This window comes from Pseudomonas sp. S3E12, assembly GCF_001702295.1.
Classification (GTDB): domain Bacteria; phylum Pseudomonadota; class Gammaproteobacteria; order Pseudomonadales; family Pseudomonadaceae; genus Aquipseudomonas; species Aquipseudomonas marginalis.
Window position 1 is genome coordinate 365,982 of the sequence record NZ_MBDT01000022.1, and the last position, 21,880, is coordinate 387,861.

General features: G+C 62.6%; 21 protein-coding genes and 1 other RNA gene. 10 read left to right on the plus strand and 12 right to left on the minus strand.

Annotated features, from left to right (window positions below):
• Nucleotides 1–5 precede the first annotated feature (5 nt).
• The 5 genes from BB029_RS21060 to hemN all read left to right on the plus strand — a co-directional run bounded on the left by BB029_RS21060 (nucleotide 6) and on the right by hemN (nucleotide 5,406).
• Nucleotides 6–545: a FixH family protein gene (locus tag BB029_RS21060; RefSeq protein ID WP_065940648.1), complete on the plus strand. Its 540-nt coding sequence runs from the start codon at nucleotides 6–8 to the stop codon at nucleotides 543–545.
• A gap of 8 nt (nucleotides 546–553) precedes the next feature.
• Entirely contained in the window at nucleotides 554–3,004 is a 2,451-nt protein-coding gene (locus BB029_RS21065; RefSeq protein WP_065940649.1) for a heavy metal translocating P-type ATPase, read from the plus strand.
• Between the two features lie 22 nt (nucleotides 3,005–3,026).
• Nucleotides 3,027–3,245, plus strand: coding sequence for a cbb3-type cytochrome oxidase assembly protein CcoS (ccoS, locus tag BB029_RS21070; protein WP_027603726.1), 219 nt, complete (start codon nucleotides 3,027–3,029; stop codon nucleotides 3,243–3,245).
• Nucleotides 3,238–3,921, plus strand: coding sequence for a sulfite exporter TauE/SafE family protein (locus BB029_RS21075; RefSeq protein WP_065940650.1), 684 nt, complete (start codon nucleotides 3,238–3,240; stop codon nucleotides 3,919–3,921). Before ccoS ends, BB029_RS21075 begins: the two co-directional genes overlap by 8 nt.
• A gap of 102 nt (nucleotides 3,922–4,023) precedes the next feature.
• Complete coding sequence (gene hemN, locus BB029_RS21080) at nucleotides 4,024–5,406, plus strand: oxygen-independent coproporphyrinogen III oxidase (RefSeq protein ID WP_065940651.1); 1,383 nt, start codon at nucleotides 4,024–4,026, stop codon at nucleotides 5,404–5,406.
• Here the strand turns inward: hemN and BB029_RS21085 are convergent, their stop codons facing one another.
• Nucleotides 5,407–5,901: a hypothetical protein gene (locus tag BB029_RS21085; protein WP_065940652.1), complete on the minus strand. Its 495-nt coding sequence runs from the start codon at nucleotides 5,899–5,901 to the stop codon at nucleotides 5,407–5,409.
• Nucleotides 5,902–6,055: 154 nt separating this feature from the next.
• Between BB029_RS21085 and fnr the strand changes: the two genes are divergently transcribed.
• Nucleotides 6,056–6,790, plus strand: a complete 735-nt coding sequence (gene fnr / locus BB029_RS21090) for a fumarate/nitrate reduction transcriptional regulator Fnr (protein ID WP_027603722.1) — start codon at nucleotides 6,056–6,058, stop codon at nucleotides 6,788–6,790.
• Nucleotides 6,791–6,869: 79 nt separating this feature from the next.
• Entirely contained in the window at nucleotides 6,870–7,418 is a 549-nt protein-coding gene (locus tag BB029_RS21095) for an adenine phosphoribosyltransferase (protein ID WP_027603721.1), read from the plus strand.
• 78 nt (nucleotides 7,419–7,496) lie between these two features.
• On the opposite strand, the gene recR is transcribed toward BB029_RS21095, so the two are convergent.
• The 4 genes from recR to dnaX form a co-directional block, all read right to left on the minus strand.
• On the minus strand, nucleotides 7,497–8,099 hold the full coding sequence (recR, locus tag BB029_RS21100; protein ID WP_027603720.1) for a recombination mediator RecR: 603 nt from the start codon (nucleotides 8,097–8,099) through the stop codon (nucleotides 7,497–7,499).
• A 66-nt stretch (nucleotides 8,100–8,165) separates the two neighbouring features.
• Nucleotides 8,166–9,200, minus strand: a complete 1,035-nt coding sequence (locus BB029_RS21105; protein ID WP_065940653.1) for an NADP-dependent oxidoreductase — start codon at nucleotides 9,198–9,200, stop codon at nucleotides 8,166–8,168.
• A 133-nt stretch (nucleotides 9,201–9,333) separates the two neighbouring features.
• Nucleotides 9,334–9,672 (minus strand): YbaB/EbfC family nucleoid-associated protein, encoded by a 339-nt coding sequence (locus tag BB029_RS21110; RefSeq protein WP_003193199.1) that lies wholly within the window; start codon nucleotides 9,670–9,672, stop codon nucleotides 9,334–9,336.
• A gap of 43 nt (nucleotides 9,673–9,715) precedes the next feature.
• Nucleotides 9,716–11,764 carry a DNA polymerase III subunit gamma/tau gene (gene dnaX, locus BB029_RS21115; RefSeq protein ID WP_065940654.1) on the minus strand — a complete coding sequence of 683 codons (2,049 nt, stop codon included), beginning with the start codon at nucleotides 11,762–11,764 and terminating at the stop codon, nucleotides 9,716–9,718.
• A 133-nt stretch (nucleotides 11,765–11,897) separates the two neighbouring features.
• Here dnaX and BB029_RS21120 point away from each other — a divergent pair, with 133 nt between their 5' ends.
• Together BB029_RS21120 and BB029_RS21125 are read left to right on the plus strand one after the other, a co-directional pair.
• Nucleotides 11,898–12,659 (plus strand): ABC transporter substrate-binding protein, encoded by a 762-nt coding sequence (locus tag BB029_RS21120; protein WP_027603717.1) that lies wholly within the window; start codon nucleotides 11,898–11,900, stop codon nucleotides 12,657–12,659.
• Nucleotides 12,660–12,713: 54 nt separating this feature from the next.
• Nucleotides 12,714–13,085 carry a VOC family protein gene (locus BB029_RS21125; protein ID WP_065940655.1) on the plus strand — a complete coding sequence of 124 codons (372 nt, stop codon included), beginning with the start codon at nucleotides 12,714–12,716 and terminating at the stop codon, nucleotides 13,083–13,085.
• Here the strand turns inward: BB029_RS21125 and BB029_RS21130 are convergent.
• Nucleotides 12,999–13,958 carry a DMT family transporter gene (locus tag BB029_RS21130; RefSeq protein WP_065940656.1) on the minus strand — a complete coding sequence of 320 codons (960 nt, stop codon included), beginning with the start codon at nucleotides 13,956–13,958 and terminating at the stop codon, nucleotides 12,999–13,001. The two genes, BB029_RS21125 and BB029_RS21130, sit on opposite strands and share 87 nt — an antisense overlap.
• Nucleotides 13,959–14,060: 102 nt before the next feature.
• On the opposite strand from BB029_RS21130, the gene BB029_RS21135 reads away from it, so the two are divergent.
• Nucleotides 14,061–14,924, plus strand: coding sequence for a LysR family transcriptional regulator (locus BB029_RS21135; protein WP_065940657.1), 864 nt, complete (start codon nucleotides 14,061–14,063; stop codon nucleotides 14,922–14,924).
• Nucleotides 14,925–14,986: 62 nt separating this feature from the next.
• On the opposite strand, the gene BB029_RS21140 is transcribed toward BB029_RS21135, so the two are convergent.
• The 6 genes from BB029_RS21140 to zipA form a co-directional block, all read right to left on the minus strand.
• On the minus strand, nucleotides 14,987–15,577 hold the full coding sequence (locus BB029_RS21140; RefSeq protein WP_065940658.1) for a hypothetical protein: 591 nt from the start codon (nucleotides 15,575–15,577) through the stop codon (nucleotides 14,987–14,989).
• Between the two features lies 1 nt (nucleotide 15,578).
• The gene (locus BB029_RS21145; protein WP_065940659.1) at nucleotides 15,579–16,625 is read right to left on the minus strand and encodes an N-acetylmuramidase family protein; all 1,047 of its coding nucleotides are present in this window, start codon (nucleotides 16,623–16,625) and stop codon (nucleotides 15,579–15,581) included.
• Between the two features lie 243 nt (nucleotides 16,626–16,868).
• Nucleotides 16,869–16,965, minus strand: an RNA gene (gene ffs / locus BB029_RS21150) — signal recognition particle sRNA small type.
• A 146-nt stretch (nucleotides 16,966–17,111) separates the two neighbouring features.
• Complete coding sequence (locus BB029_RS21155) at nucleotides 17,112–18,278, minus strand: putative zinc-binding metallopeptidase (protein ID WP_065940660.1); 1,167 nt, start codon at nucleotides 18,276–18,278, stop codon at nucleotides 17,112–17,114.
• A 133-nt stretch (nucleotides 18,279–18,411) separates the two neighbouring features.
• A complete protein-coding gene (gene ligA / locus BB029_RS21160; RefSeq protein WP_065940661.1) occupies nucleotides 18,412–20,778 on the minus strand; it encodes an NAD-dependent DNA ligase LigA in 2,367 nt (788 codons plus the stop codon).
• Between the two features lie 86 nt (nucleotides 20,779–20,864).
• A complete protein-coding gene (gene zipA, locus BB029_RS21165; protein ID WP_027603708.1) occupies nucleotides 20,865–21,728 on the minus strand; it encodes a cell division protein ZipA in 864 nt (287 codons plus the stop codon).
• Nucleotides 21,729–21,880 lie beyond the last annotated feature (152 nt).

The following is a 21,880-nucleotide window of genomic DNA, read 5'->3' on the forward strand; positions in this document are numbered from 1 at the left end:
GAACAATGCCCGTAGCCACTGCCGCAAGCCCCTGGTACAAGCACCTCTGGCCCTGGATCATCATTGGGATCCTGGCCTGCTCGGTGACCTTGACCTTGTCCATGGTGACCATCGCGGTGAACAACCCGGACAACCTGGTCAACGACAACTACTACGAGGCCGGCAAAGGCATCAACCGCTCCCTGGACCGCGAACGGCTGGCCCAGACCCTGCAACTGCGCGCCAAGCTGCACCTGGATGAGCTGACCGGCGAAGTCGAGCTGCAACTCACCGGCTACAGCAACCCGAACACCCTGGAGCTGAACCTCATCTCCCCGACCCAGCCGGAGAAGGATCGCAAGATCAACCTGACCCGCAGCGACAGCGAACCGGGCCGCTACATCGGACAGGTCACCGACAAGGTCGAAGGCCGCCGCTTCGTGGAATTGCTGGGTGTGGAGGGCGACAAGACCTGGCGCCTGTTCGAGGAAGAGGAAGTCAGCCACGACAAGGACTTGCTGCTGGGTGATGAGCCGTTGCTGGGTGCTGAAGACCTGAAAAAATAGCAGCGCCCATGACCAGCCCAACCCCCTGCTACCACTGCGCCCTGCCGGTCCCGCCCGGCAGTCGGTTCACCGCCGTGATCCTCGGCGAGCGCCGCGAGCTGTGCTGCCCCGGCTGCCAGGCCGTGGCCGAAGCCATTGTGGCCGGTGGGCTGGAAAACTATTACCAGCACCGCAGCGAAGCCTCGGCCAACCCCGAGACGCTGCCGGTGCAACTGGTGGATGAACTGGCGCTGTATGACCGCGCCGACGTGCAAAAACCCTTCGTACATCATCAAGGCGAGCTCGCCGAAACCACCCTGTTGATGGAAGGCATCAGTTGCGCCGCCTGTGGCTGGTTGATCGAGAAACACCTGCGCAGCCTGCCCGCCGTGGCCGAGGCGCGGCTGAACCTGTCCAACCATCGTCTGCAGGTGCGCTGGGCCGACGGACAATTGCCATTGAGCCAGGTGCTCAGTGAACTGCGCCATATCGGCTATGCCGCCCACCCGTATCAAGCCGACCGTGCGGCCGAGCAACTGGCCAGCGAGAACCGCCTGGCCCTGCGCCAGTTGGGGGTCGCCGGGCTGCTGTGGTTCCAGGCGATGATGGCGACCATGGCCACCTGGCCGGAATTCAATATCGACCTGAGCCCCGAACTGCATGTGATCCTGCGCTGGGTGGCGATGTTTCTGACCACCCCCATCGTGTTCTACAGCTGCGCGCCGTTCTTCAAGGGCGCCATGCGCGACGTGCGTACACGTCACCTGACCATGGACGTGTCGGTGTCCCTGGCCATTGGCGGGGCTTACCTGGCCGGGATCTGGACCGCGATCACCGGCGTGGGCGAGTTGTATTTCGATGCGGTGGGCATGTTTGCGCTGTTCCTGCTGGCCGGTCGCTACCTGGAGCGCCGTGCCCGGGAGCGCACGGCCGCCGCCACCGCGCAGTTGGTCAACCTGCTGCCCGCCTCATGCCTGCGCCTCAAAGGTGACGGCCAGAGCGAACGTATTCTCTTGAGCGAACTGGCACTGGGCGACCGCGTGCTGGTGCATCCGGGCGCGGTTCTGCCGGCAGATGGGGTGATCCTCGACGGCCGCTCCAGCATCGATGAATCGCTGCTCACCGGGGAATACCTGCCGCTGCCGCGCCAAACCGGTGATGCCGTCACCGCCGGCACGTTGAACGTCGAAGGCGCGTTGACCGTCGAAGTGCGCGCCCTGGGCCACGAGACCCGCCTGTCCGCCATCGTGCGCCTGCTGGAGCGGGCCCAGGCCGAGAAGCCGCGCCTGGCGCAGATCGCCGACCGCGCCGCGCAGTGGTTCCTGTTGTGTTCGCTGATTGCCGCGGCGGTGATCGGTCTGTTGTGGTGGGAGCTGGATTCATCGCGGGCGTTCTGGATCGTGCTGGCAATGCTGGTGGCCACCTGTCCGTGCGCGCTGTCTCTGGCCACGCCGACCGCCCTCACCGCCGCCACCGGCACCCTGCACAAGCTCGGGCTATTGCTGACCCGTGGCCATGTGCTTGAAGGCCTGAACCAGATCGACACGGTGATTTTCGACAAGACCGGCACCCTCACCGAAGGCCGCCTGGCGTTGAAAGCGATCCGGCCCCTGGCCGCTCTGAACAGCGACGAATGCCTGGGCCTCGCCGCCGCCCTGGAAAACCGCTCCGAACACCCGATTGCCCGCGCCTTCGGGCGTGCGCCGCTGGCCGCCGACGAGGTGCTCAGTTCCCCGGGCCTTGGCCTGGAAGGCCGTGTCGACACACGCCAGTTGCGCATCGGCCAGCCGGGTTTTGTTTGTGCACTCAGTGGTTGCCCGATTCCCGCCGCGCCGGAGGATGACGGCCAATGGCTGCTGCTGGGCGACGGCGACGGAGCCCTGGCCTGGTTCATCCTCGACGACCGCCTGCGCAGCGATGCCCCTGCCCTGCTGGCCGCCTGCAAGGCGCGTGGTTGGCGCACGCTGCTGCTGTCGGGGGACAGTTCGCCGATGGTCGCCAGCGTCGCCGCCGAACTGGGCATCGATGAAGCCCACGGCGGCCTGCGCCCCGACGACAAGCTCCACGTGCTGCAACAGTTGCACAAGGAAGGCCGCAAGGTGCTGATGCTCGGCGATGGCGTCAACGATGTGCCGGTGCTGGCCGCCGCCGACATCAGCGTGGCCATGGGCTCGGCCACCGACCTGGCCAAGACCAGCGCCGATGCGGTGCTGCTGTCCAACCGCCTCGACGCGCTGGTGCAGGCCTTTACCCTGGCACGACGCACCCGTCGGGTGATCATTGAAAACCTGCTGTGGGCCGGGCTGTACAATGGCCTTATGCTGCCGTTTGCCGCCCTCGGTTGGATCACTCCGATCTGGGCAGCGATCGGCATGTCCCTCAGTTCGTTGACCGTGGTGCTCAACGCCCTGCGCCTGACTCGCCTGCCGAGTGCGCAGGCCACAAGCGCCCCTTTGGTAAACCGCCCGCTGCCGGCTTGAGCCGCGCGGGCATGGAGTGCAGATGCCAGCTCTATACGTGATGATTCCGGCGGCGCTGCTGTTAGTGGGCGTGGCCATCTACATCTTCTTCTGGGCGGTGGACAGCGGCCAGTACGACGACCTCGACGGCCCGGCCCACAGCGTGCTGTTCGACGACCAGGACCCCAACCACCTGGCGGCCGTCGACGAAGCCAACGGCCCCGAGCAACCGCCCGTGCCCAAAGACCCGCCCCATGCTTGAGCTGGCGCCGCTGCTGGTTTCTGCGCTGATCCTCGGCCTGCTGGGCGGCGGACATTGCCTGGGTATGTGCGGCGGGCTGATGGGCGCGCTGACCCTGGCGATTCCCAAGGAACAACGCAGCCGCCGATTCCGCCTGCTACTGGCCTACAACCTGGGGCGCATCCTCAGCTATGCCAGCGCCGGATTATTGATCGGCCTGGCCGGCTGGGCGCTGGCCAACAGCCCGGCGGCCCTGTTCATGCGTGTGCTCGCCGGGTTGCTGTTGATCTGCATGGGGCTGTACCTGGCCGGTTGGTGGAGCGGCCTCACCCGCATCGAAAGCCTCGGGCGCGGCCTGTGGCGCTACATACAGCCCGTCGCCAACCGTTTGCTGCCGGTGTCCAGCCTGCCCCGCGCGCTGCTGCTGGGCGCGCTGTGGGGCTGGTTGCCGTGCGGGCTGGTCTACAGCACCCTGCTGTGGGCCGCCAGCCAGGGCAATGCGCTGGACAGTGCGCTGCTGATGCTGGCTTTTGGCTTAGGCACATGGCCGGTACTGCTGGCGACCGGATTGGCGGCCGAACGCGTGACCGCGTTATTGCGCAAGCGCAGCGTGCGTATGGCCGGTGGCCTGCTGGTGATTATTTTCGGTATCTGGACACTGCCAGGTCCGCACCAGCACTGGCTGATGGGCCATTAAAAGGCTATGTGGCATAGCGCCGCTCCCCGTTGATGCAAATCAAGATGCCCTACCAACCACACCCCTAGACTCGGCTCACTAGCCTATCCGGGGAATGCCCGCATGCTCGACGCCATTCGTTGGGACCCACATCTGATTCACCGCTACGACCTGGCGGGACCGCGCTACACGTCCTACCCCACCGCCGTACAATTCGACAGCCAGGTCGGCACCTTCGACCTGCTCCACGCCCTGCGCGAAAGCCGCAAGGCCACGCGACCGTTGTCCCTGTATGTGCATGTGCCATTCTGCGCGAACATTTGCTACTACTGCGCGTGCAACAAGGTGATCACCAAGGACCGCGGCCGCGCCCAGGCCTACCTGCAACGCCTGGAGCAGGAGATTCAGTTGGTGGCCTGCCACCTCGACCCGAAACAGTCGGTTGAACAACTGCACTTCGGCGGCGGCACCCCGACCTTTCTCAGCCACGACGAACTGCGCCAGGTCATGGGCAGCCTGCGCCAGCACTTCAATCTGCTCGACGACGACTCCGGCGACTACAGCATCGAGATCGACCCGCGCGAAGCCGACTGGGCGACCATGGGCCTGCTGCGTGAACTGGGCTTCAACCGTGTGAGCATCGGCCTGCAAGACCTCGACCCCGACGTGCAGCGCGCGGTCAACCGCCTGCAAAGCCTGGAAGAAACCCGCGCGGTGATCGACGCCGCACGCACCCTGCAGTTTCGCTCGATCAATATCGACCTGATCTACGGCCTGCCCAAGCAGACGCCGATCAACTTCGCGCGCACCGTGGAGGAAGTGATCAAGCTGCAGCCGGACCGCCTGTCGGTGTTCAACTACGCGCATCTGCCGGAACGCTTCATGCCCCAACGACGGATCAACAGCGAGGAACTGCCGTCGCCGGAATCCAAGCTGCTGATGCTGCAGACCACCATCGAGCAACTGACCCAGGCCGGCTACCGCTATATCGGCATGGACCACTTCGCCCTGCCGGACGACGAACTCGCCATTGCCCAGGAAGAAGGCACGCTGCAGCGTAACTTCCAGGGCTACACCACCCACGGCCATTGCGACCTGATCGGCCTCGGCGTATCAGCCATCAGCCAGATCGGCGACCTGTACTGCCAGAACAGCAGTGACCTGAACGGCTATCAGAACGCCCTGGCCAGCGCCCAACTGGCCACCAGCCGTGGCTTGCTGTGCACCACGGATGATCGGTTACGTCGGGAAGTGATCCAGCAGTTGATCTGCACGTTCAGCCTGGCCTTCGAGCAGATCGAACAGGCGTTCAACATTGATTTTCGCGGGTATTTCGACGAGGTCTGGCCGCAACTTGAGGCGATGGCGCAAGACGGCCTGATCGAACTGGATGCCCAAGGCATTCGCGTGCTGCCCGCCGGACGGCTGCTGGTGCGTTCGGTCTGCATGGTGTTCGATGCGTACCTGGAGCACCAGAACCGGCAGCGGTTTTCGCGGGTGATCTAGTTACATCGACAACGACGCGGCCTTGAGGGCATCGTCGCCACTCAGGCCTTTCATGGCTTTGGCCAGGGAGGTTTGAGCGGTGACCAGGCTTGCCTGCAGCGCACTGAGCGCGCTCTGCAGGTTGCCGATCTTGATCCGGGCTTCTTCCGGGGTGAGGCGCTTGTCTGCCATCACCGCTTGCAGTTCAGCTTGTTTTTCGGCGATCTGTGCCTTGATCTTGCGGATCATCTTGAGCACCTGCTGGACGTTATCCGGCAGGCCGCTGTCCTCGATGTCGCTGTTGGATTTCTTCGCATCGCTGATGGCCAGCAAGGCGGCACCGGAAAAGGTCACCACCACACCCTCGGCCTCTTTGGTTTCCCTGAGCGGCGCGGCGGTGGCGTCGCTGAGCGCCTTGGCCGCAGCGGCCACCTTGGCTTCCGCCACCAGGTCCTTAGGCTCTGGCCGGGGTTGCAGGGTAGTGCTGGCGGGGGTATTGGCACCCAGGGAAATCATGATGTGAGCCTCCAAGCTCAGGGAGTCGTGACTTTGTATCGGCCTGGATACATAAAGCTTTATACCGTTGCTGCTTTTTTGTACACGCTGGCCTCCCCCCCCACAGTGCGGTACCCTTACGTCTTATGTGTGTTTTCCCACAAGGATTTAAGAAATGTCCGAGCCAGTCAAACTGCGCGCTCACAGCCAGGCTCACTGCAAGGATTGCAGCCTGGCTCCCCTCTGCCTGCCACTTTCGCTGAATCTGGAAGACATGGATGCGCTGGACGAAATCGTTAAACGCGGTCGCCCGCTCAAGAAAGGCGAGTTTCTGTTTCGCCAGGGCGACAAGTTCGATTCCGTCTATGCAGTACGTTCGGGTGCGCTGAAGACCTTCAGCCTGAGCGACAGCGGCGAAGAGCAGATCACCGGTTTCCACCTGCCCAGCGAGCTGGTCGGGTTGTCGGGCATGGACACCGAGATTCACCCGGTGTCGGCCCAGGCCCTGGAAACCACGTCGGTGTGCGAAATCCCCTTCGAGCGCCTGGACGAACTGGCTCTGCAACTGCCACAACTGCGCCGTCAGTTGATGCGCGTGATGAGCCGCGAGATTCGTGACGACCAGCAGATGATGCTGCTGTTGTCGAAGAAAACCGCCGACGAGCGCATTGCCACCTTCCTGGTCAACCTGTCGGCGCGGTTCCGTGCCCGTGGTTTCTCGGCCAACCAGTTCCGCCTGAGTATGTCGCGCAACGAAATCGGCAATTACCTCGGCCTGGCGGTGGAAACCGTATCCCGTGTGTTTACCCGCTTCCAGCAGAGCGAACTGCTGGCCGCCGAAGGCAAGGAAGTGCATATCCTCGACCCGATCCAGCTGTGCGCACTCGCCGGTGGCTCCTTGGAAGGCTGATGCAGACGCTTGCGGCCGCGCCAATCGGTGAGGCCGCAGGTATACTTCGAGTCCGTTTTCCGCCCAGGACTCTTCGACGATGACTTTCGATTCGTTCGACATCAAATCCCTGATCCGCCCCGTCATCGACTTCCCCAAGCCTGGGGTGATCTTTCGTGACATCACACCGCTGTTCCAATCGCCCAAGGCCCTGCGCCTGGTGGCTGACACCTTTGCCCATCGCTATGTCGAGGCCGATTTCAGCCATATCGGCGCGATGGATGCGCGCGGCTTCCTGATCGGCTCGATCATCGCCTACCAACTGAACAAGCCGCTGATCCTGTTCCGTAAGCAGGGCAAGCTGCCGGCTGACGTGCTGTCCGAGGGCTACCAGACCGAATACGGCGAGGCCTTCCTCGAAGTGCATGCCGACAGTCTGTGCGAAGGTGATTCGGTGCTGATGTTCGATGACCTGATCGCCACGGGCGGTACCTTGATCGCGGCGGCCAACCTGGTGCGACGCATGGGGGCGAAGATCTTTGAAGCGGCGGCGATCATTGACCTGCCGGAACTGGGCGGCTCGCAACGCCTGGAAGACATGGGCATCCCGACGTTTTGCCTGACCCGCTTTGCCCTGACCGAGCGGTAACGGCTGCGCGAACTGACGCTATCAGGGGCAAGTGGAATCGCCGCCCTGCCCCTCCCACATTTGATCCTGCGCTGATCGTCAGAGCGCGATCGGTTTACGACCGGCGAACGAATGCGCCAACGTGCCGCCGTCCACCAACTCCAACTCGCCCCCCAGCGGCACGCCATGGGCGATGCGTGAAGTGACCAGGCCTTTGTTGCTCAGCAGTTGGGCGATGTAATGCGCGGTGGCCTCACCTTCCACGGTCGGGTTGGTGGCCAGGATCACCTCGGTAAAGGTGCCCTGCTCCTCGATACGCGCCACCAGCTGCGGAATGCCGATGGCCTCCGGCCCCAGGCCATCGAGCGGCGAGAGATGGCCCTTGAGCACGAAGTAGCGCCCGCGATAACCGGTCTGCTCCACCGCGTACACATCCATCGGCCCTTCCACCACGCACAACAGCGTGTCGTCGCGGCGCGGGTCGGCGCATTGCGGGCAGAGTTCTTCTTCGGTGAGGGTCCGGCACTGGCGGCAGTGGCCCACCCCGGTCATGGCCTGGCTCAGGGCCTGGGCCAACCGGGTACCGCCGCTGCGATCCCGCTCCAGCAGTTGCAGCGCCATGCGTTGGGCGGTTTTCTGGCCGACACCCGGCAACGTGCGCAGGGCGTCGATCAGTTGGCGAATCAGGGGGCTGAAGCTCATGGGCGAGTGGTCCGACAAAACAACGAGACGCGGTTTATACCCGCGCCTCGGATTAGCGTCAAATGCTCAATCCTGCGCGACCCGTACCACCAACTTGCCGAAGTTGCGCCCTTCCAGCAAACCGATAAAGGCTTCGGGCGCCTGCTCCAGGCCCTCGACCACGTCTTCGCGGAACTTGATCTTGCCGTCGCGTACCCACGGTGCCATGGCGCTGAGGAACTCCGGCTGGCGATCACCATAGTCGTCAAACACGATAAAGCCCTGGATCCGTACACGCTTGGTCAACAACGTGCGTTGCAGCGCCGGCAAACGGTCAGGCCCGCTGGGCGCTTCATGGGCGTTATAGCCGGCGATCAACCCGCACAGGGGGATGCGCGCCTTGGGGTTGAGCAACGGCAGCACGGCGTCGAACACCTTGCCACCGACGTTTTCGAAATAAATGTCCACGCCCTTGAAGCAGGCCTGGGCCAAGTCGTCGGCAAACGTTGCGCTCTTGTGGTCGATGCAGGCATCAAAACCCAATTCGTCCACCACGTAGCGGCACTTGTCGGCACCGCCCGCAATCCCGACCACCCGCAGGCCCTTGAGCTTGGCCACCTGGCCGACCACCGAACCCACCGCGCCGGAGGCAGCCGCCACCACCAGGGTTTCTCCGGCTTTCGGCTGGCCGATGTCCATCAGGCCCATGTAGGCGGTCATGCCCGGCATGCCCAGCACCCCCAAGGCCATGGACGGGCTGGCCAGGCCATTGGGCACCGGAATCAGGTTGCGGCCGTCGGAAATGCTGTGGCTCTGCCAACCGGTGGCGCCGACGACCAGATCACCCACCTCGAATTTTGGATTACGCGATTGCTCGACACGGCTGACAGCCCCACCGGTCATTACCTCGTCGATTTCCACCGGAGCGGCGTAGGACGGTGCGTCGCTCATGCGCCCGCGCATATAAGGGTCGAGGGAGAGGTAGAGCGTCTTCAGCAGGACCTGGCCGTCTGCCAACTCCGGCAAAGTCACCCGTTCCAGGCGGAAGTTTTCCGGGGTGGGGGCGCCTTGGGGGCGTGAGACCAGGACAATGCGCTGGTTCAAAGTAGGTTCGTGAGGCATGAAGGGGCTCCTTGATCGAATCTATCGGTATAGGGTGCAGACCATGGGTGCCGCGCCAGGGTTCGATTGGATTGGCACAAACAAAAATGCCAGGCACGAGGCCTGGCATTGGAGTCTAGCTAAAGCCTGGCGATCAGAACGGCAGCTTCATGCCTGGTGGCAGTTGCATGCCGGCGGTCACGCCGGACATTTTGTCCTGGCTGTTGGCTTCGATCTTGCGCACGGCGTCGTTGACGGCCGCGGCGAACAACGCCTCGAGCATTTCCAGGTCATCTTCGCCCACGCCTGGCAATACGCTTGGGTCGATGCTCACGCGCTTGATGTCGTGACGACCGGTCATCACCACGCTGACCATATCGCCACCGGCTTTACCGGTGACTTCGGCGTTGGCCAGCTCTTCCTGCATCTTGGCCATCTTTTCCTGCATCTGCTGCGCCTGCTTCATCAGGCCGGCCATGCCACCTTTCATCATGGGAATCACCTCAAAAGTACGTGGATCAATTAATAGCCCGGTGTCAGGACGCCTGGGGCACCGGGGCTTCGACAGGTTCAATTGTATCTTGACGAACGACCGCCCCGAACTGCTGCATCATTTGCTGGATGAGCGGATCGCCGTGGATCGAGTCCTCAGCCTCGCGCTGGCGGTTGATACGCCGGCGGGTCGCGGCCTGGGCCGGGGTTTCCTGCTCGGGCTTGATCAACTCGATGGCGATGGTCAGCGTGCGCCCATGGTACTGGTTCAGGGCATCGTTGAGGCGCCGCTGTTGGGTCGCGTTGAACAGGGCGCTGTGGGCCGGGTCCAGGTGCAACAGCCAGTGGTCGCCGTCGATGGCGATCAGGGTGCAGTTGGCGGCGATGCTGCCGGTCATGCCGGAAATCGGCAGTTTCGGGAACAGCTCCAGCCATTGCAGGGCCAGGCCGGTGGCCGGTGCCGCAGCGGGCTCCACCTCGGGTTCCGGGGCCGGCTCGGCGGTGTGCTCGCTGGCCAGATCGTCCAGGTAGCTGTAGGCCGAATCCATGTCCGGCTCGATGTAGTCTTCGTCCAGCGGCGGTTCGTCGTCGAGGTCGATGCCCGGGGTTGCGGCTTCGACCTGGGCCACAGTCGGCTCGGGAACCGGGGCCGACACCCACTCGGGAGCGGCCGGTACCACGCTGTCCGGCGTCGGCGCAGGCATCGGCGTCAGCTCAGGCTGCTCGCCAGCGGTTTCCAGTACCGGCTCGACATAGGGCTGCTGTTCGACCTCGACCTCAGCGTCTACCGGGTCATTCCAGGGCAGGTCGACCACAGGCTCGGGCTCGATAACCGGTTCCGGCTCAACCACCGCTGCCGCCACCACCGCTGCCGGATCAGGCACCGGTGCGACGGGGGCAGCAACCACTGGCGCGACCACCGCCGCGCCAGCCACTGGTTTGGCGGAATCAACTGTGGCCTGGCTGATCCCCACTGGCTTTAGCGGCTGTCTCGGTGCGTCCGCCGAATCGGCAGGTCGGAAGGCCAGCATCCGCAGCAGGACCATCTCGAAGCCTCCGCGCGGGTCGGGCGCCAAAGGCAGGTCGCGACGACCGATCAGGCCCATCTGGTAGTAGAACTGCACGTCTTCGGCCGGCAACGCCTGGGCCAGGGCCAACACGCGGTCGCGGTCGCCATGGCCATTGTCGACACCTTCCGGCAACGCCTGGGCGATGGCGACGCGGTGCAGCACATTGAGGATTTCCGAAAGCACGCCGTTCCAGTCCGGGCCTTGCTCCGACAGGTGGCGCACGGCTTCGAGCAACGCCTTGGCATCGCCCTCGATCAGCGCGTGCAGCACGTCGAACACCTGGCCGTGGTCCAGGGTGCCGAGCATGGCGCGCACATCGGCGGCCATGACCTTGCCTTCACCAAAGGCAATGGCCTGGTCGGTGAGGCTCATGGCATCGCGCATCGAGCCATCGGCGGCGCGGCCCAGCAGCCACAGTGCGTCGTCTTCGAACGGTACGTTCTCGACGCCCAGCACGTGGGTCAAATGCTCAACCACGCGCTCGGGGGTCATGTTTTTCAGGGAGAACTGCAGGCACCGCGACAGGATCGTTGCAGGCAGTTTCTGCGGGTCGGTGGTGGCCAGGATGAATTTGACGTAGGGCGGCGGCTCTTCCAGGGTTTTCAACAAGGCGTTGAAGGAATGGCTGGAGAGCATGTGCACTTCGTCGATCAGGTAGACCTTGAAGCGGCCACGGCTGGGCGCGTACTGCACATTGTCGAGCAGCTCGCGGGTGTCTTCGACCTTGGTGCGGCTCGCGGCGTCGATCTCGATCAGGTCGACGAAACGCCCTTCGTCGATCTCGCGGCACACCGAGCAGGTGCCGCAGGGCGTCGAGGTGATACCGGTTTCACAGTTCAGGCATTTGGCGATGATGCGCGCAATGGTGGTCTTGCCCACTCCCCGGGTACCGGTGAACAGGTAGGCGTGGTGCAGCCGCTGGCTGTCCAAGGCATTGATCAGAGCCTTGAGCACATGGGTCTGGCCGACCATTTCGCGGAACGAGCGCGGACGCCATTTACGTGCAAGAACCTGATAACTCATCGAAAACCGTCGCAACTGGGAAGCGGAAGCGGGTAATGCTAGCGGAGCAAGGGGGAAATTGCATCCGGCACGCTCGCCTAATCTGACTAAGCTCTGCTGACTGGCCCCGAAAAGGCCTGAACCCGGAGAGTGTATGCGCGTAGTCCTGGGCGCTTTATGGATGATGACCACGGCTTGCCTGGCGGCGCCTGCACCGCTGCGTTTCTCGGTTTCCGACAGTTGGGCGATGCCTATGGTGCAGGTGGAGAACGGCCGGCCTACACAGGGGATTTTGTATGATTTGATGTTGAGCCTGGCCACCCAGGTTGGCCAGCCGGCGGAATTCCACGTGCTGGCCCGCGCCCGTATCGCCACAGCCATGGGCCACGGGGATATTGATGTGCGCTGTTATGTCACCCAGGCGTGGGTCGACAACCTGTCCGGCGACTACATCTGGAGCTTGCCTTTAATGGTGCAGCGCAATGTGCTGGTCAGTGTGCGCAACCAGCCGGTGCAGGTGCTCAAGCTGACACCCCAGCCGATCGGCACGGTGCTCAACTATCGCTATGGCGCCCTCGATCCACTGTTTGCCAACGGCCAACTCACCCGCGACGATGCACGCAGCGAAGAACAGGTGCTGCACAAGCTGGTGGCGGGGCGATTCAACTACGCGGTGAGTAACGAATGGATCGTCGACCGTTTTAACCAGAAAATGCCAATCAGCCAGCGCTTGCACAAAGTTGCGCTGATTGAGGAGCAAAACCTCGGCTGCATCGTGCGCAACGATCCCGACGTGCCGGCCCAAAAGATCCTGCGCACTTTGCTGCGGATGAAAATGTCTGGCGAAATCGACGACATCATCAAGCTATACACTGGCGAAGACCCGGTCCCCCTGCACGCTCCTGACAAAAACTGACAGGCACTCCTTATAGACTCGGCGCCACACCACGCCCGTTCTCAAGGAGCCCACATGAACACCCTCGCCCATTACTTCCTGCTGTACGTCGACAGCCCGGCCACCAGTGCCAATTTCTACAGCCGCCTGCTGGGCAAGCCGCCGGTCGAATTGAACCCGACCTTTGCCCTGTTCATTCTGGACAACGGGGTAAAGCTCGGGCTGTGGTCGCGTCATACCGTCGAGCCGGCAGCCCGGTTCACAGGCGGTGGCGGTGAAGTGGGCTTCTCGCTGCCCGACACCGCCGCCGTGGACGCGTTGCACGACCAATGGGTAGAACGGGGCGCCATCATCCTCCAGTCACCGACGCCCATGGACTTCGGTTATACCTTCGTCGCCCAGGACCTCGACGGCCACCGCTTGCGCGTCTTCTGCCTGAACGACTGATCGCCAGCGCACCTCCAGGCTGATGGCCGCCACGCTGGCCAGCACGATCACAGCGCCCAGCATTACCTGCACGGCAATGTGTTCGCCCAGCAACGTCGCGGCCATCACCATTGCCACCGGCGGGATCAGGTACATCGCCACCGACGCGCGACTGACCTCCACATGCTTCAACACATACCCCCAGGCCAGATACGCCAAGGCGCTGGGGAAAATGCCGAGCACCAGCACCGCCACGTTCTCCGCCAACGGCGCCTGCACCACTGCAGCCGGCAGGCCCGGCAGGTTCACACACAGCATCAGCGTGCCCGCCCACACCATGTAACACGCCATGGTCAGCGGACTGTAGCGGTGGGCATAGTGTTTCTGCAGGGCGAAGTACACGCTCCACGACACCGCCGCCAGCAGGATCAACAAACCACGCGGGTCGATCTCACCCAGCCCCTGATCCCCCCAGATCACCACCAGCACGCCGAGCAGCCCCAGCAAGACGCAGCCCCAGCGCCAGGCACTGACCCGCTCCTTCAGGCAGAAAAACGCGATCAGCACACTGAACAACGGCGCCGACTGCGCCAGGACGCTGGACGCCGCTGCCGTTACCCATTGCTGTCCGTAATTGATCGCAGTGTGATGCAGGAACACGCCGAAGAACCCCAGCACCAGCAACCACGGAACATCCAGCAGGCGCGGCCGACCGATGCCCATCACCAGTGCCACACCGCCCATGAACAGCGAGGCAATCAAAAACCTTAACAACGCCAATTGGCCGGGACTGTAGCTGTGCAGCCCCATGTGCACGCCAATCGGCGAATAGGCCCAACACAGGATGACGCTGGCGATGACTAGCGTAAGCTTTACGGGTGAAGGGGTATTCATCGACGGCGTCCAGAAACCGGGAAGGAGTGCCGTCAGTCTTGGCCCGGGCAAGGCGCAGGACAATTAACCGTTTCTGACTTCTGCAATCACTGGAACTGAGCAATGGAACTGGCCCAACTGAAAATGGTGCGAGCCGTGGCACAAACCGGCAGCGTGGCCCAGGCGGCCGTGCTGCTGCATTGCGTACCGTCCAACATCACCACGCGCATCAAGCAACTGGAAGGCGAGCTGGGCACACCGCTATTCATCCGCGCCGGACGTGGACTGGCCATCAGTGCCGCCGGTGAGATTTTCCTGGATTACTGCGAGCGCATCCTGGCGCTGGTGGATGAGTCCAAACGCGCCGTGGACGCCAATGCCATTCCCCGTGGCACCTTGCGTATCGGCGCGGTGGAGTCCAGCGCCAGCGGGCGTTTGCCGCCCCTGCTGGCGGAGTATCACCGGCGCTACCCCGATGTCAGCCTGGAACTGGTGACCGGCGCCTGGGGCCCGTTGCTCGACGACCTGCAACACCACCGCCTGGATGTGGCGCTGGTGGCCGCCGGCAACAAACGCACCAAGCTCGAACACAGCGTGGTCTACAGCGAGCGCCTGGTGCTGATCGCCAGTGCGTCCAGCGCCCCCATCAGTGGCGCCGAGGACCTCGCCGGCCGCACCCTGCTGGTATGGCCACCCGGTTGCCCCTATCGCGCAGCCCTGGAAAACTGGGTCAAGCCCCATGACTTCAAGCCGGCCATCGCCAGTTATGCCAGTTGGGGCACGATCATCGGCTGCGTCAGCGCGGGGATTGGCGTGGCGTTGGCGCCGGAGGGGATCCTGGCCCGCTATGAGCAGGCCAACCAGCTGGCCTCTTATCGATTTGAAGAGCTGGCGGCCGTGGATAACCTGCTGTTCTGGCACAAGGACACCCAGCGGCATCTGGCCCGGGATGCGTTTGCCGAGCTACTGCGCGAAACTTTTGGCTGACACACAAAAAAGGTGGAACGGACTTGCGCCCTCCCACCTTTCGATTTCAAGCGTCTGCGCAATCAGCTTTCCGGAGCGGCCAACCGTGTGTACTGATCCTGGCTGATCCAGCCACTGAACGAGCGGTCGTCGGCATTGATGAACTCGACCTGGGCCCAACCGTCCTTGAAGGCCAGCACACCGACCACATCGCGCTTGACGATATACGGACGCTTGGCGGCCTTGGCGCCTGGGGCCTTGAGCAGGTAAGCCTTGTCGGCAGACACCGTCACCAGGCCGATCCATTGTTTGCTGGCGGTCTGGGTCAGGTCCAGGCCGGTGGCAATCTCCGGCATCAGCACATTCAGGCAGCCGGGGTGCTGGCGGCCCTCTTCCACCGTCAGGGTCACGCCATCGGACGAAGGCGCCAGGCTGCCGGGATGAGCCTCGTCAAGCCACGTGGTGAGCGCCTCAGGCTTGCCTTGCAGGTAAAACGCGCAACGGCGGGTGACGCCCTCGCCCATGGCTTCCGAATAGAACCCTTCGACCTGATGCTCCGGCGTCACCGCCAGCATCAGCCCTTCGTACTTGCCCGAATGCAACGCGGCCGAACCGGCCAAGGCAGGGCCCACGGCGCACAACGACAACACACCTATCGCTAGAAAACGGATCATCCTATTTTTTCCCTTCAAGTTTTTCGTAGGCTTTTTGCATAAGGACGTCGTAGTTGCCGTAGTCCTCGCCGTTATAGTTACGTGCCATGCCGGTAAAATCCTTGGCTTTCATGGCCTTCATCAATGCCGGGCTCTTGCTGCAAAAACCGAGGAAGGCTTTTAGTTGGTTGCCGGCATTTACCTTTAATGCTGCGGCGAACTCAAACACCGTCTTGTAACCGCACGACGCGTAGTTGAAGCCCATGATCTGGAACATGCCCCACGACGCCGACATGAGTGCCGCTTCCTGGTCCAGGGCAAACGCGGTGGCCATGGTTTCCCAAGCCTTGATCTGGTCCTTGTTATTGGCCTGCCACTGCGGCCCGGCCTTTTTCTTGTAGGGGTAGGACAGCAGCGGGTGCGCCTGGTCGTAGATGTGCTTGGTGTACTTGCGAAACAAGTGCCCTTCAAACGCGATCACCGGCAACTTGGCCGGCCCGAACCCGGAACGCCCACCTGATTCCACGGTGGCGAAGGCCTTGATGATATTCACCGAAATACCGCTGCCCAATTGCGTGGCAGCATTCTGGAAGTCCGTTTCGCTGAGGGTCATGCCCCCGTCGCACGTGGCCTGGAGCATCAATTGCCGGTTACGCCGCTCGGCCTCGATCATCGCGCGCATGCGGTCCAGGTACACATTGACCGTGGCCTGCACGGCATCGCCCTGGTTGTTGCCGAATGCATTGAGAAAACTCGGGATGCGCATCGTCGGGAAGGCCTTCACCGGCACCTTCACCGCCTCTTCGATCAGGCTGTTGAACGTACGACCGGTGGGGTCGACCACACCATCGGGATGGGCATACTTGAGGTGGCGAAACTGGTATTGGCTGATGCACTGCACCAACTGGCCATCGCACTTGCCGTTTTCGGCCAGCGGGAAACCCATCTTGGGAATGATCAGATTGAATAAATACTGGATGCACTGCACATCGGCGGGCAAGTTGCGGGCTTTACCCGGCGCACCTACCGAAGCACTGATAAGACGGGGTAACCCTTGCAGGCTTTTCATCAAAGACATCCTTGTTAGTTAAAGAAGTGATGGCACTTCAATATCAAGTCGGCGCCCTCGTCATACTCTGTAACAAGTGGCCGGCGGAAACTAACAAGGCGGTTTGGGGTTGTCCAGAGGGGTGTTGGAAAGTTGTGAAACAACCATCATCGACCGCGCAATAAAACATCGGCAGTTGACTGAAAACAGGTCATTTGGATTTGAATCGAAGGGGGACTGCAAGGAAGAGCGTTATGGAGGCAACCCCACCAGCCACACCCCGGCACACAATGTTCCCGCTGTGGCTGCTGCCTTCCGGCTCTGACCAGGTTCACGGGTAATCGTTGCGGGGGGACCGATGGGGTCACCATAACGACGCTGGCCTCTCGGCAAGCGGGGCCATTGTACCGATCTCATCGGAAGTTACAACCGTTGGCGACGGATTAAAAATATGAAGGGGTTCAAGCACTTGCCATGGCCGTCAGCATCCCCTCCCACAGGGGTTCATCATTGTGCCTGCAACACCTCGTCCGCCCGGCCACCCTCTTCCTGGATCACCAGGTGGATGAAGTGCAGCTTGGCAATCACCGCCGGTGGCAGCACGAATGGGTAGAAGTCCGGCTGGCCCATGGCGCGGGACAGTTCATTGAGCATGCCCGCCAGTTCGATCCAGGCGTTGACGAAGGACAGGAACGCCACGCCGCCCGGATGTTCGGGGTCGTAGAGGGTGGTGAGGGGGAATGGCTGGTAATCCAGGTCCATCTCACGGGCGCTCATGCCAAAGCCCAGGGCGGTGTCGACGGCGTCCATCATGTGCAGGTAGTGGGCCCAGGTTTCGGCCCAGTCTTCCCAGGGGTGCATGGTGGCGTAGGCACTGACGCAGGTCTGCTGCCAGTCGGGGCGTGGGCCGTTCTGGTAGTGCTGATCGAGGGCGTCGGCGTAACTGGCGCGTTCGTCGCCGAACAGGCTGCGAAAAGGCTCCAGCCAGTGGCTGTTGGCGATCAGGCGATCCCAGTAATAGTGACCGACCTCATGGCGAAAGTGGCCCAGCAAGGTGCGGTAGGGTTCGCGCATCTGCACGCGGATTTTTTCGCGGTGGGCGTCGTCGGCTTCCTTGATGTCTAGGGTGATCAGGCCGTTGGCATGCCCGGTCATGGGCGCGTTGCCTTCCAGGTCGATGCCGACGAAGTCGAACGCCAGGCCGCCGTCCTCGTCGACGCTCTTGGGCACCACTTGCAGGCCCAGGCTGATCAACTGCGCCACCAGCCGACGCTTGGCGGTCTCCACCTTGCGCCAGCGCTCAGGGTTCTCCGGGATCGACAGGTCGGGGATGGTGCGGTTGAGGCTGCACGCCACGCACAGCGGTGCGGTGCTGTGGGCGGGAATCAGCCAGTTGCAGGCCGCCGCGGTGTCGAGATTGGCACAGCGGCGGAAGGCGTCGGCATCGAGGTTGTCGTCCTGTAGCCAAGTGCCGTCCACCGGCCCCGGCTGCAGGGAAGACAAGCGGCTTTGCTGCGGCTGATAACCCAGCAGCGCGTGGCACGCCAGGCATTGGCTGTTGCGAAAGAACAGCGCTTGCCCGCACCGACACTGCCACACCTTGCCGTTGCGCGAGGTTTCGGCCATGAACGGTGCAGCGATGCGCGAACTGAGTTGCTCGAAGTAGCGGAACATGGCGATCTCTCCCTGGGTGACTGAGACTAGATCATCTGGGACTCAGGATCGTTCCACTTTCTTCAAGGGCGGCTTCGCAGCCCGGCGCGGGCGGTGCGACGATTCGACAAGCCCGCTCACCACCGGCGTCGCGTCAGACCGAAATGTTGTGTTTGGCAAGGAACGCGACAAAGGCCTCTTCGTCCAGCACCTTCAACCCCAGTTCGCTGGCCTTGGCCAACTTGGAGCCGGCACCCGGCCCGGCCACGACGCAATGGGTCTTGGCCGACACGGAACCGGCCACTTTGGCGCCGAGGCTTTCGAGCTTATCCTTGGCAACGTCGCGACTCATCAGCTCCAGGGAGCCGGTAAGCACCCAGGTATGCCCTGCCTCGGGCAGGCCTTCGACCACCTTCTTCTCGCTCTGCCAGTGCATCCCGAAGTCCTTGAGCTGCTGCTCGATGGCCAGGGCATGGCTGGCGTTGTCCGGGTTATCAAAGAAGTCGCGCACAGCCTTGGCCTGCTTCTCCGGCAGCGCCTGACGCATGTCGAGCCAGTCCGCCTTGATCACGCCTTCCAGGCTGCCGAACTTGTCCGCAAGTTTCTGCGCGGCGCCGGGGCCGACGGAGGGTACGTGCAGCTTGTCGAGGAAACCGCCCAAGGTGGTACTGGCGGCGAACTCGGCGCTCAGCTCGCCCTGATCCTGCAATTGCAGGCCGCATTCATCAGGCGACAGCAACGCGCCGATCACTTCCTGGTTGTGGCTGTCTTCGAAGAAGCTGTGGATCTCATGGGCCACTTCCAGGCCCACATCCGGCAGGTACGTCAACACTTCCGGCAAGGCCTTCTGCACACGCTCAAGGGACGCCAGGGAGCGCGCCAGCACCTTGGCCGTCTCTTCGCCCACATCGGGAATGCCCAGGGCATAGATAAAGCGTGCCAGGGTCGGGGTCTTGCTGTTTTCGATGGCGGTGATCAGCTTCTTGCTGGAAATATCGGCGAAGCCTTCCAGGTCGATGATCTGCTCGTATTTGAGCTTGTAGAGGTCGGCCGGCGAACCGATGAGTTTTTCATCCACCAGTTGCTCGATGGTTTTGTCACCGAGCCCGTCGATGTCCATGGCCCGGCGCGAGACGAAATGGATAATCGCCTGCTTGAGCTGGGCACCACAGGCCAGGCGCCCGACGCAGCGGTACACCGCGCCTTCGCTGACGGTTTCCTTGCCCTTGCTGCGCTTGACCAGTTGCGTGCGCTCCACATGGGAACCGCACACCGGGCAGCTTTCGGGGATCTGCACCGCGCGGGCGTGTTCCGGGCGGCGCTCGGTGACCACGGAGACGACCTGCGGGATCACATCCCCGGCACGCCTGATGATCACGGTGTCGCCGATCATCAGGCCCAGGCGCGCAACTTCATCCATGTTGTGCAGGGTGGCGTTGGACACGGTGACGCCCGCGACCTTGACCGGTTTCAAGCGCGCCACCGGCGTCACGGCGCCGGTGCGGCCGACCTGGAACTCCACGTCGAGCAACTCGGTGAGTTCTTCCATGGCCGGGAATTTGTGCGCGATGGCCCAGCGCGGTTCGCGGGCGCGAAAGCCCAGTTCACGCTGGGAGGCGATGCTGTTGACCTTGAACACCACACCGTCGATTTCATAGGGCAGGCTGTTACGACGCTCGCCGATATCGCGGTAATAGTCCAAGCACTCCTGGATGCCCTTGGCCAGTTTCAGCTCATGACTGATAGGCATGCCCCACTTCTGCAGTTGCTTCAAGTTACCGATATGGGTGTCGCTGATATCCCCGGTCACCTGGCCGATGCCGTAGCAGCAGAACTCCAGCGGACGGCTGGCGGTGATCTTCGAATCCAGCTGACGCAAGCTGCCCGCCGCCGCATTACGCGGGTTGGCGAAGGTCTTGCCGCCGACTTCCAGTTGCGAGGCGTTGAGCCGCTCGAAACCGGCCTTGGACATGAACACTTCGCCGCGCACTTCCAGGGTCGCCGGCCAGCCGCTGCCGTGCAGTTTCAACGGGATATTGCGCACGGTGCGCACGTTGACGCTGATGTCTTCGCCGGTGGTGCCGTCGCCGCGGGTGGCGCCGCGTACCAATTCGCCATCCTGGTAAAGCAGGCTGACCGCCAGGCCATCCAGCTTCGGCTCACAGCTGTATTCCACCGCCGCGCCACCGCCGAACAGATCGCCCACGGGCAGGTCGAGCCCCTCGGTGACCCGGCGATCAAATTCCAGCATGGTGGTTTCATCAAACGCATTGCCCAGGCTGAGCATGGGGATCTCGTGACGCACCTGGGTAAAGGCTGACAATGCCGCACTGCCGACCCGCTGCGTCGGTGAATCACGCGTCACCAGCTCCGGATGCTCGGCCTCCAGGGCCTTGAGCTCGTGGAACAGGCGGTCGTACTCGGCGTCCGGAATGCTCGGCTCGTCGAGCACGTGGTAACGGTAGTTGTGCTGATCCAGTTCAGCGCGCAGTTCGAGGATGCGGGTGTGGGCGGCGGTCATGGGTGTTCTCTCATAAAGCAAAAGAGCAGCCGAAGCTGCTCAAATGTTGGTGCGCTTATTCTAATGACAACGCTGGAAACCAATCCTCAGCGTTTCTGTGTCAGGGCGCGACGCTCGAACTCGACGATGCGCTGACGGTAGTGTTCGATGGTCTGGGCGGTCAGGACGCTGCGTTGGTCGTCCTTGAGCTCGCCGTTGAGTTCCTGGGACAGCTTGCGGGCAGCGGCCACCATCACGTCGAAGGCTTGTTTCGGGTGACGCGGGCCCGGCAGGCCGAGGAAGAAGCTCACCGCAGGGGTGCTGAACAGGTCGATGTCGTCCAGGTCGAAAGTGCCTGGCTTGACCGCGTTGGCCATGGAGAACAGCACTTCGCCGTTGCCGGCCATGCTTTCGTGGCGGTGGAAAATATCCATCTCGCCAAAGCGCAGGCCGCTTTCGAGGATGTTCTGCAACAGGGCCGGGCCCTTGAAGCCGGCGGCGTCGCGGCAGATCACGCTGATCACCAGCACTTCTTCGGCGGCAGGCTGATCGTTGACGGATTGACGCGGCGCATTCTTGCCGGCGTTTTCATCCGGGAAATCGTCATCACGGCTGCTGAAGCTCGGGCCTTCATCGACATCGAGGTTCAGGTCACCCTGATGGGGTTCGGCAACAGCTGCACTGGCGCGCTTGCCACGCTTGGAAGAGGGCTCGCGGGCTTCACGCACCGGTGCACTCATCGACGGCAGGTCATGCTCGTCCAGTTGCGGTTCCTTATGGGTATCCAGCACACGGGGCGGCCCCAGCAGCTCGGCGCTGCCGTCGTCGTCGGGCAAGTTGGACAGGTTGCGGTCCAGACGGAATTTGAGCTTGCCCTTGCCACCGCGCATGCGGCGCCAGCCATCAAAAAGAATACCGGCAATGACAATAATGCCGATGACGATCAGCCACTCGCGCAGACCGATTTCCATGTAATCCCGTGCCTCTAATAAAAAATGCTGAAAAATAAGGGGTTTAGCACCGTGCAAACCGCTTTAAAACGTGGCGCCAACTCTATGTTCTGACTGACGTTTTGCCCACGCACACGAAAAATTGACATTAAACTAGCACGACCAAAGATAAC

Excerpts from the sequence above, each read along its gene's own strand:
- BB029_RS21135 (WP_065940657.1), top strand. The coding sequence starts at position 14,061 with ATGGAACTGGCCCAACTGAAAATGGTGCGAGCCGTGGCACAAACCGGC.
- zipA (WP_027603708.1), bottom strand. The coding sequence starts at position 21,728 with ATGGAAATCGGTCTGCGCGAGTGGCTGATCGTCATCGGCATTATTGTC.
- BB029_RS21140 (WP_065940658.1), bottom strand. The coding sequence starts at position 15,577 with ATGATCCGTTTTCTAGCGATAGGTGTGTTGTCGTTGTGCGCCGTGGGC.
- recR (WP_027603720.1), bottom strand. The coding sequence starts at position 8,099 with ATGAGCTTCAGCCCCCTGATTCGCCAACTGATCGACGCCCTGCGCACG.
- ligA (WP_065940661.1), bottom strand. The coding sequence starts at position 20,778 with ATGACCGCCGCCCACACCCGCATCCTCGAACTGCGCGCTGAACTGGAT.
- BB029_RS21060 (WP_065940648.1), top strand. The coding sequence starts at position 6 with ATGCCCGTAGCCACTGCCGCAAGCCCCTGGTACAAGCACCTCTGGCCC.
- BB029_RS21125 (WP_065940655.1), top strand. The coding sequence starts at position 12,714 with ATGAACACCCTCGCCCATTACTTCCTGCTGTACGTCGACAGCCCGGCC.
- BB029_RS21155 (WP_065940660.1), bottom strand. The coding sequence starts at position 18,278 with ATGTTCCGCTACTTCGAGCAACTCAGTTCGCGCATCGCTGCACCGTTC.
- BB029_RS21130 (WP_065940656.1), bottom strand. The coding sequence starts at position 13,958 with ATGAATACCCCTTCACCCGTAAAGCTTACGCTAGTCATCGCCAGCGTC.
- fnr (WP_027603722.1), top strand. The coding sequence starts at position 6,056 with ATGTCCGAGCCAGTCAAACTGCGCGCTCACAGCCAGGCTCACTGCAAG.
- ccoS (WP_027603726.1), top strand. The coding sequence starts at position 3,027 with ATGCCAGCTCTATACGTGATGATTCCGGCGGCGCTGCTGTTAGTGGGC.
- hemN (WP_065940651.1), top strand. The coding sequence starts at position 4,024 with ATGCTCGACGCCATTCGTTGGGACCCACATCTGATTCACCGCTACGAC.
- BB029_RS21085 (WP_065940652.1), bottom strand. The coding sequence starts at position 5,901 with ATGATTTCCCTGGGTGCCAATACCCCCGCCAGCACTACCCTGCAACCC.
- BB029_RS21145 (WP_065940659.1), bottom strand. The coding sequence starts at position 16,625 with ATGAAAAGCCTGCAAGGGTTACCCCGTCTTATCAGTGCTTCGGTAGGT.
- BB029_RS21065 (WP_065940649.1), top strand. The coding sequence starts at position 554 with ATGACCAGCCCAACCCCCTGCTACCACTGCGCCCTGCCGGTCCCGCCC.
- BB029_RS21120 (WP_027603717.1), top strand. The coding sequence starts at position 11,898 with ATGCGCGTAGTCCTGGGCGCTTTATGGATGATGACCACGGCTTGCCTG.
- BB029_RS21105 (WP_065940653.1), bottom strand. The coding sequence starts at position 9,200 with ATGCCTCACGAACCTACTTTGAACCAGCGCATTGTCCTGGTCTCACGC.
- BB029_RS21075 (WP_065940650.1), top strand. The coding sequence starts at position 3,238 with ATGCTTGAGCTGGCGCCGCTGCTGGTTTCTGCGCTGATCCTCGGCCTG.
- dnaX (WP_065940654.1), bottom strand. The coding sequence starts at position 11,764 with ATGAGTTATCAGGTTCTTGCACGTAAATGGCGTCCGCGCTCGTTCCGC.
- BB029_RS21095 (WP_027603721.1), top strand. The coding sequence starts at position 6,870 with ATGACTTTCGATTCGTTCGACATCAAATCCCTGATCCGCCCCGTCATC.
- BB029_RS21110 (WP_003193199.1), bottom strand. The coding sequence starts at position 9,672 with ATGATGAAAGGTGGCATGGCCGGCCTGATGAAGCAGGCGCAGCAGATG.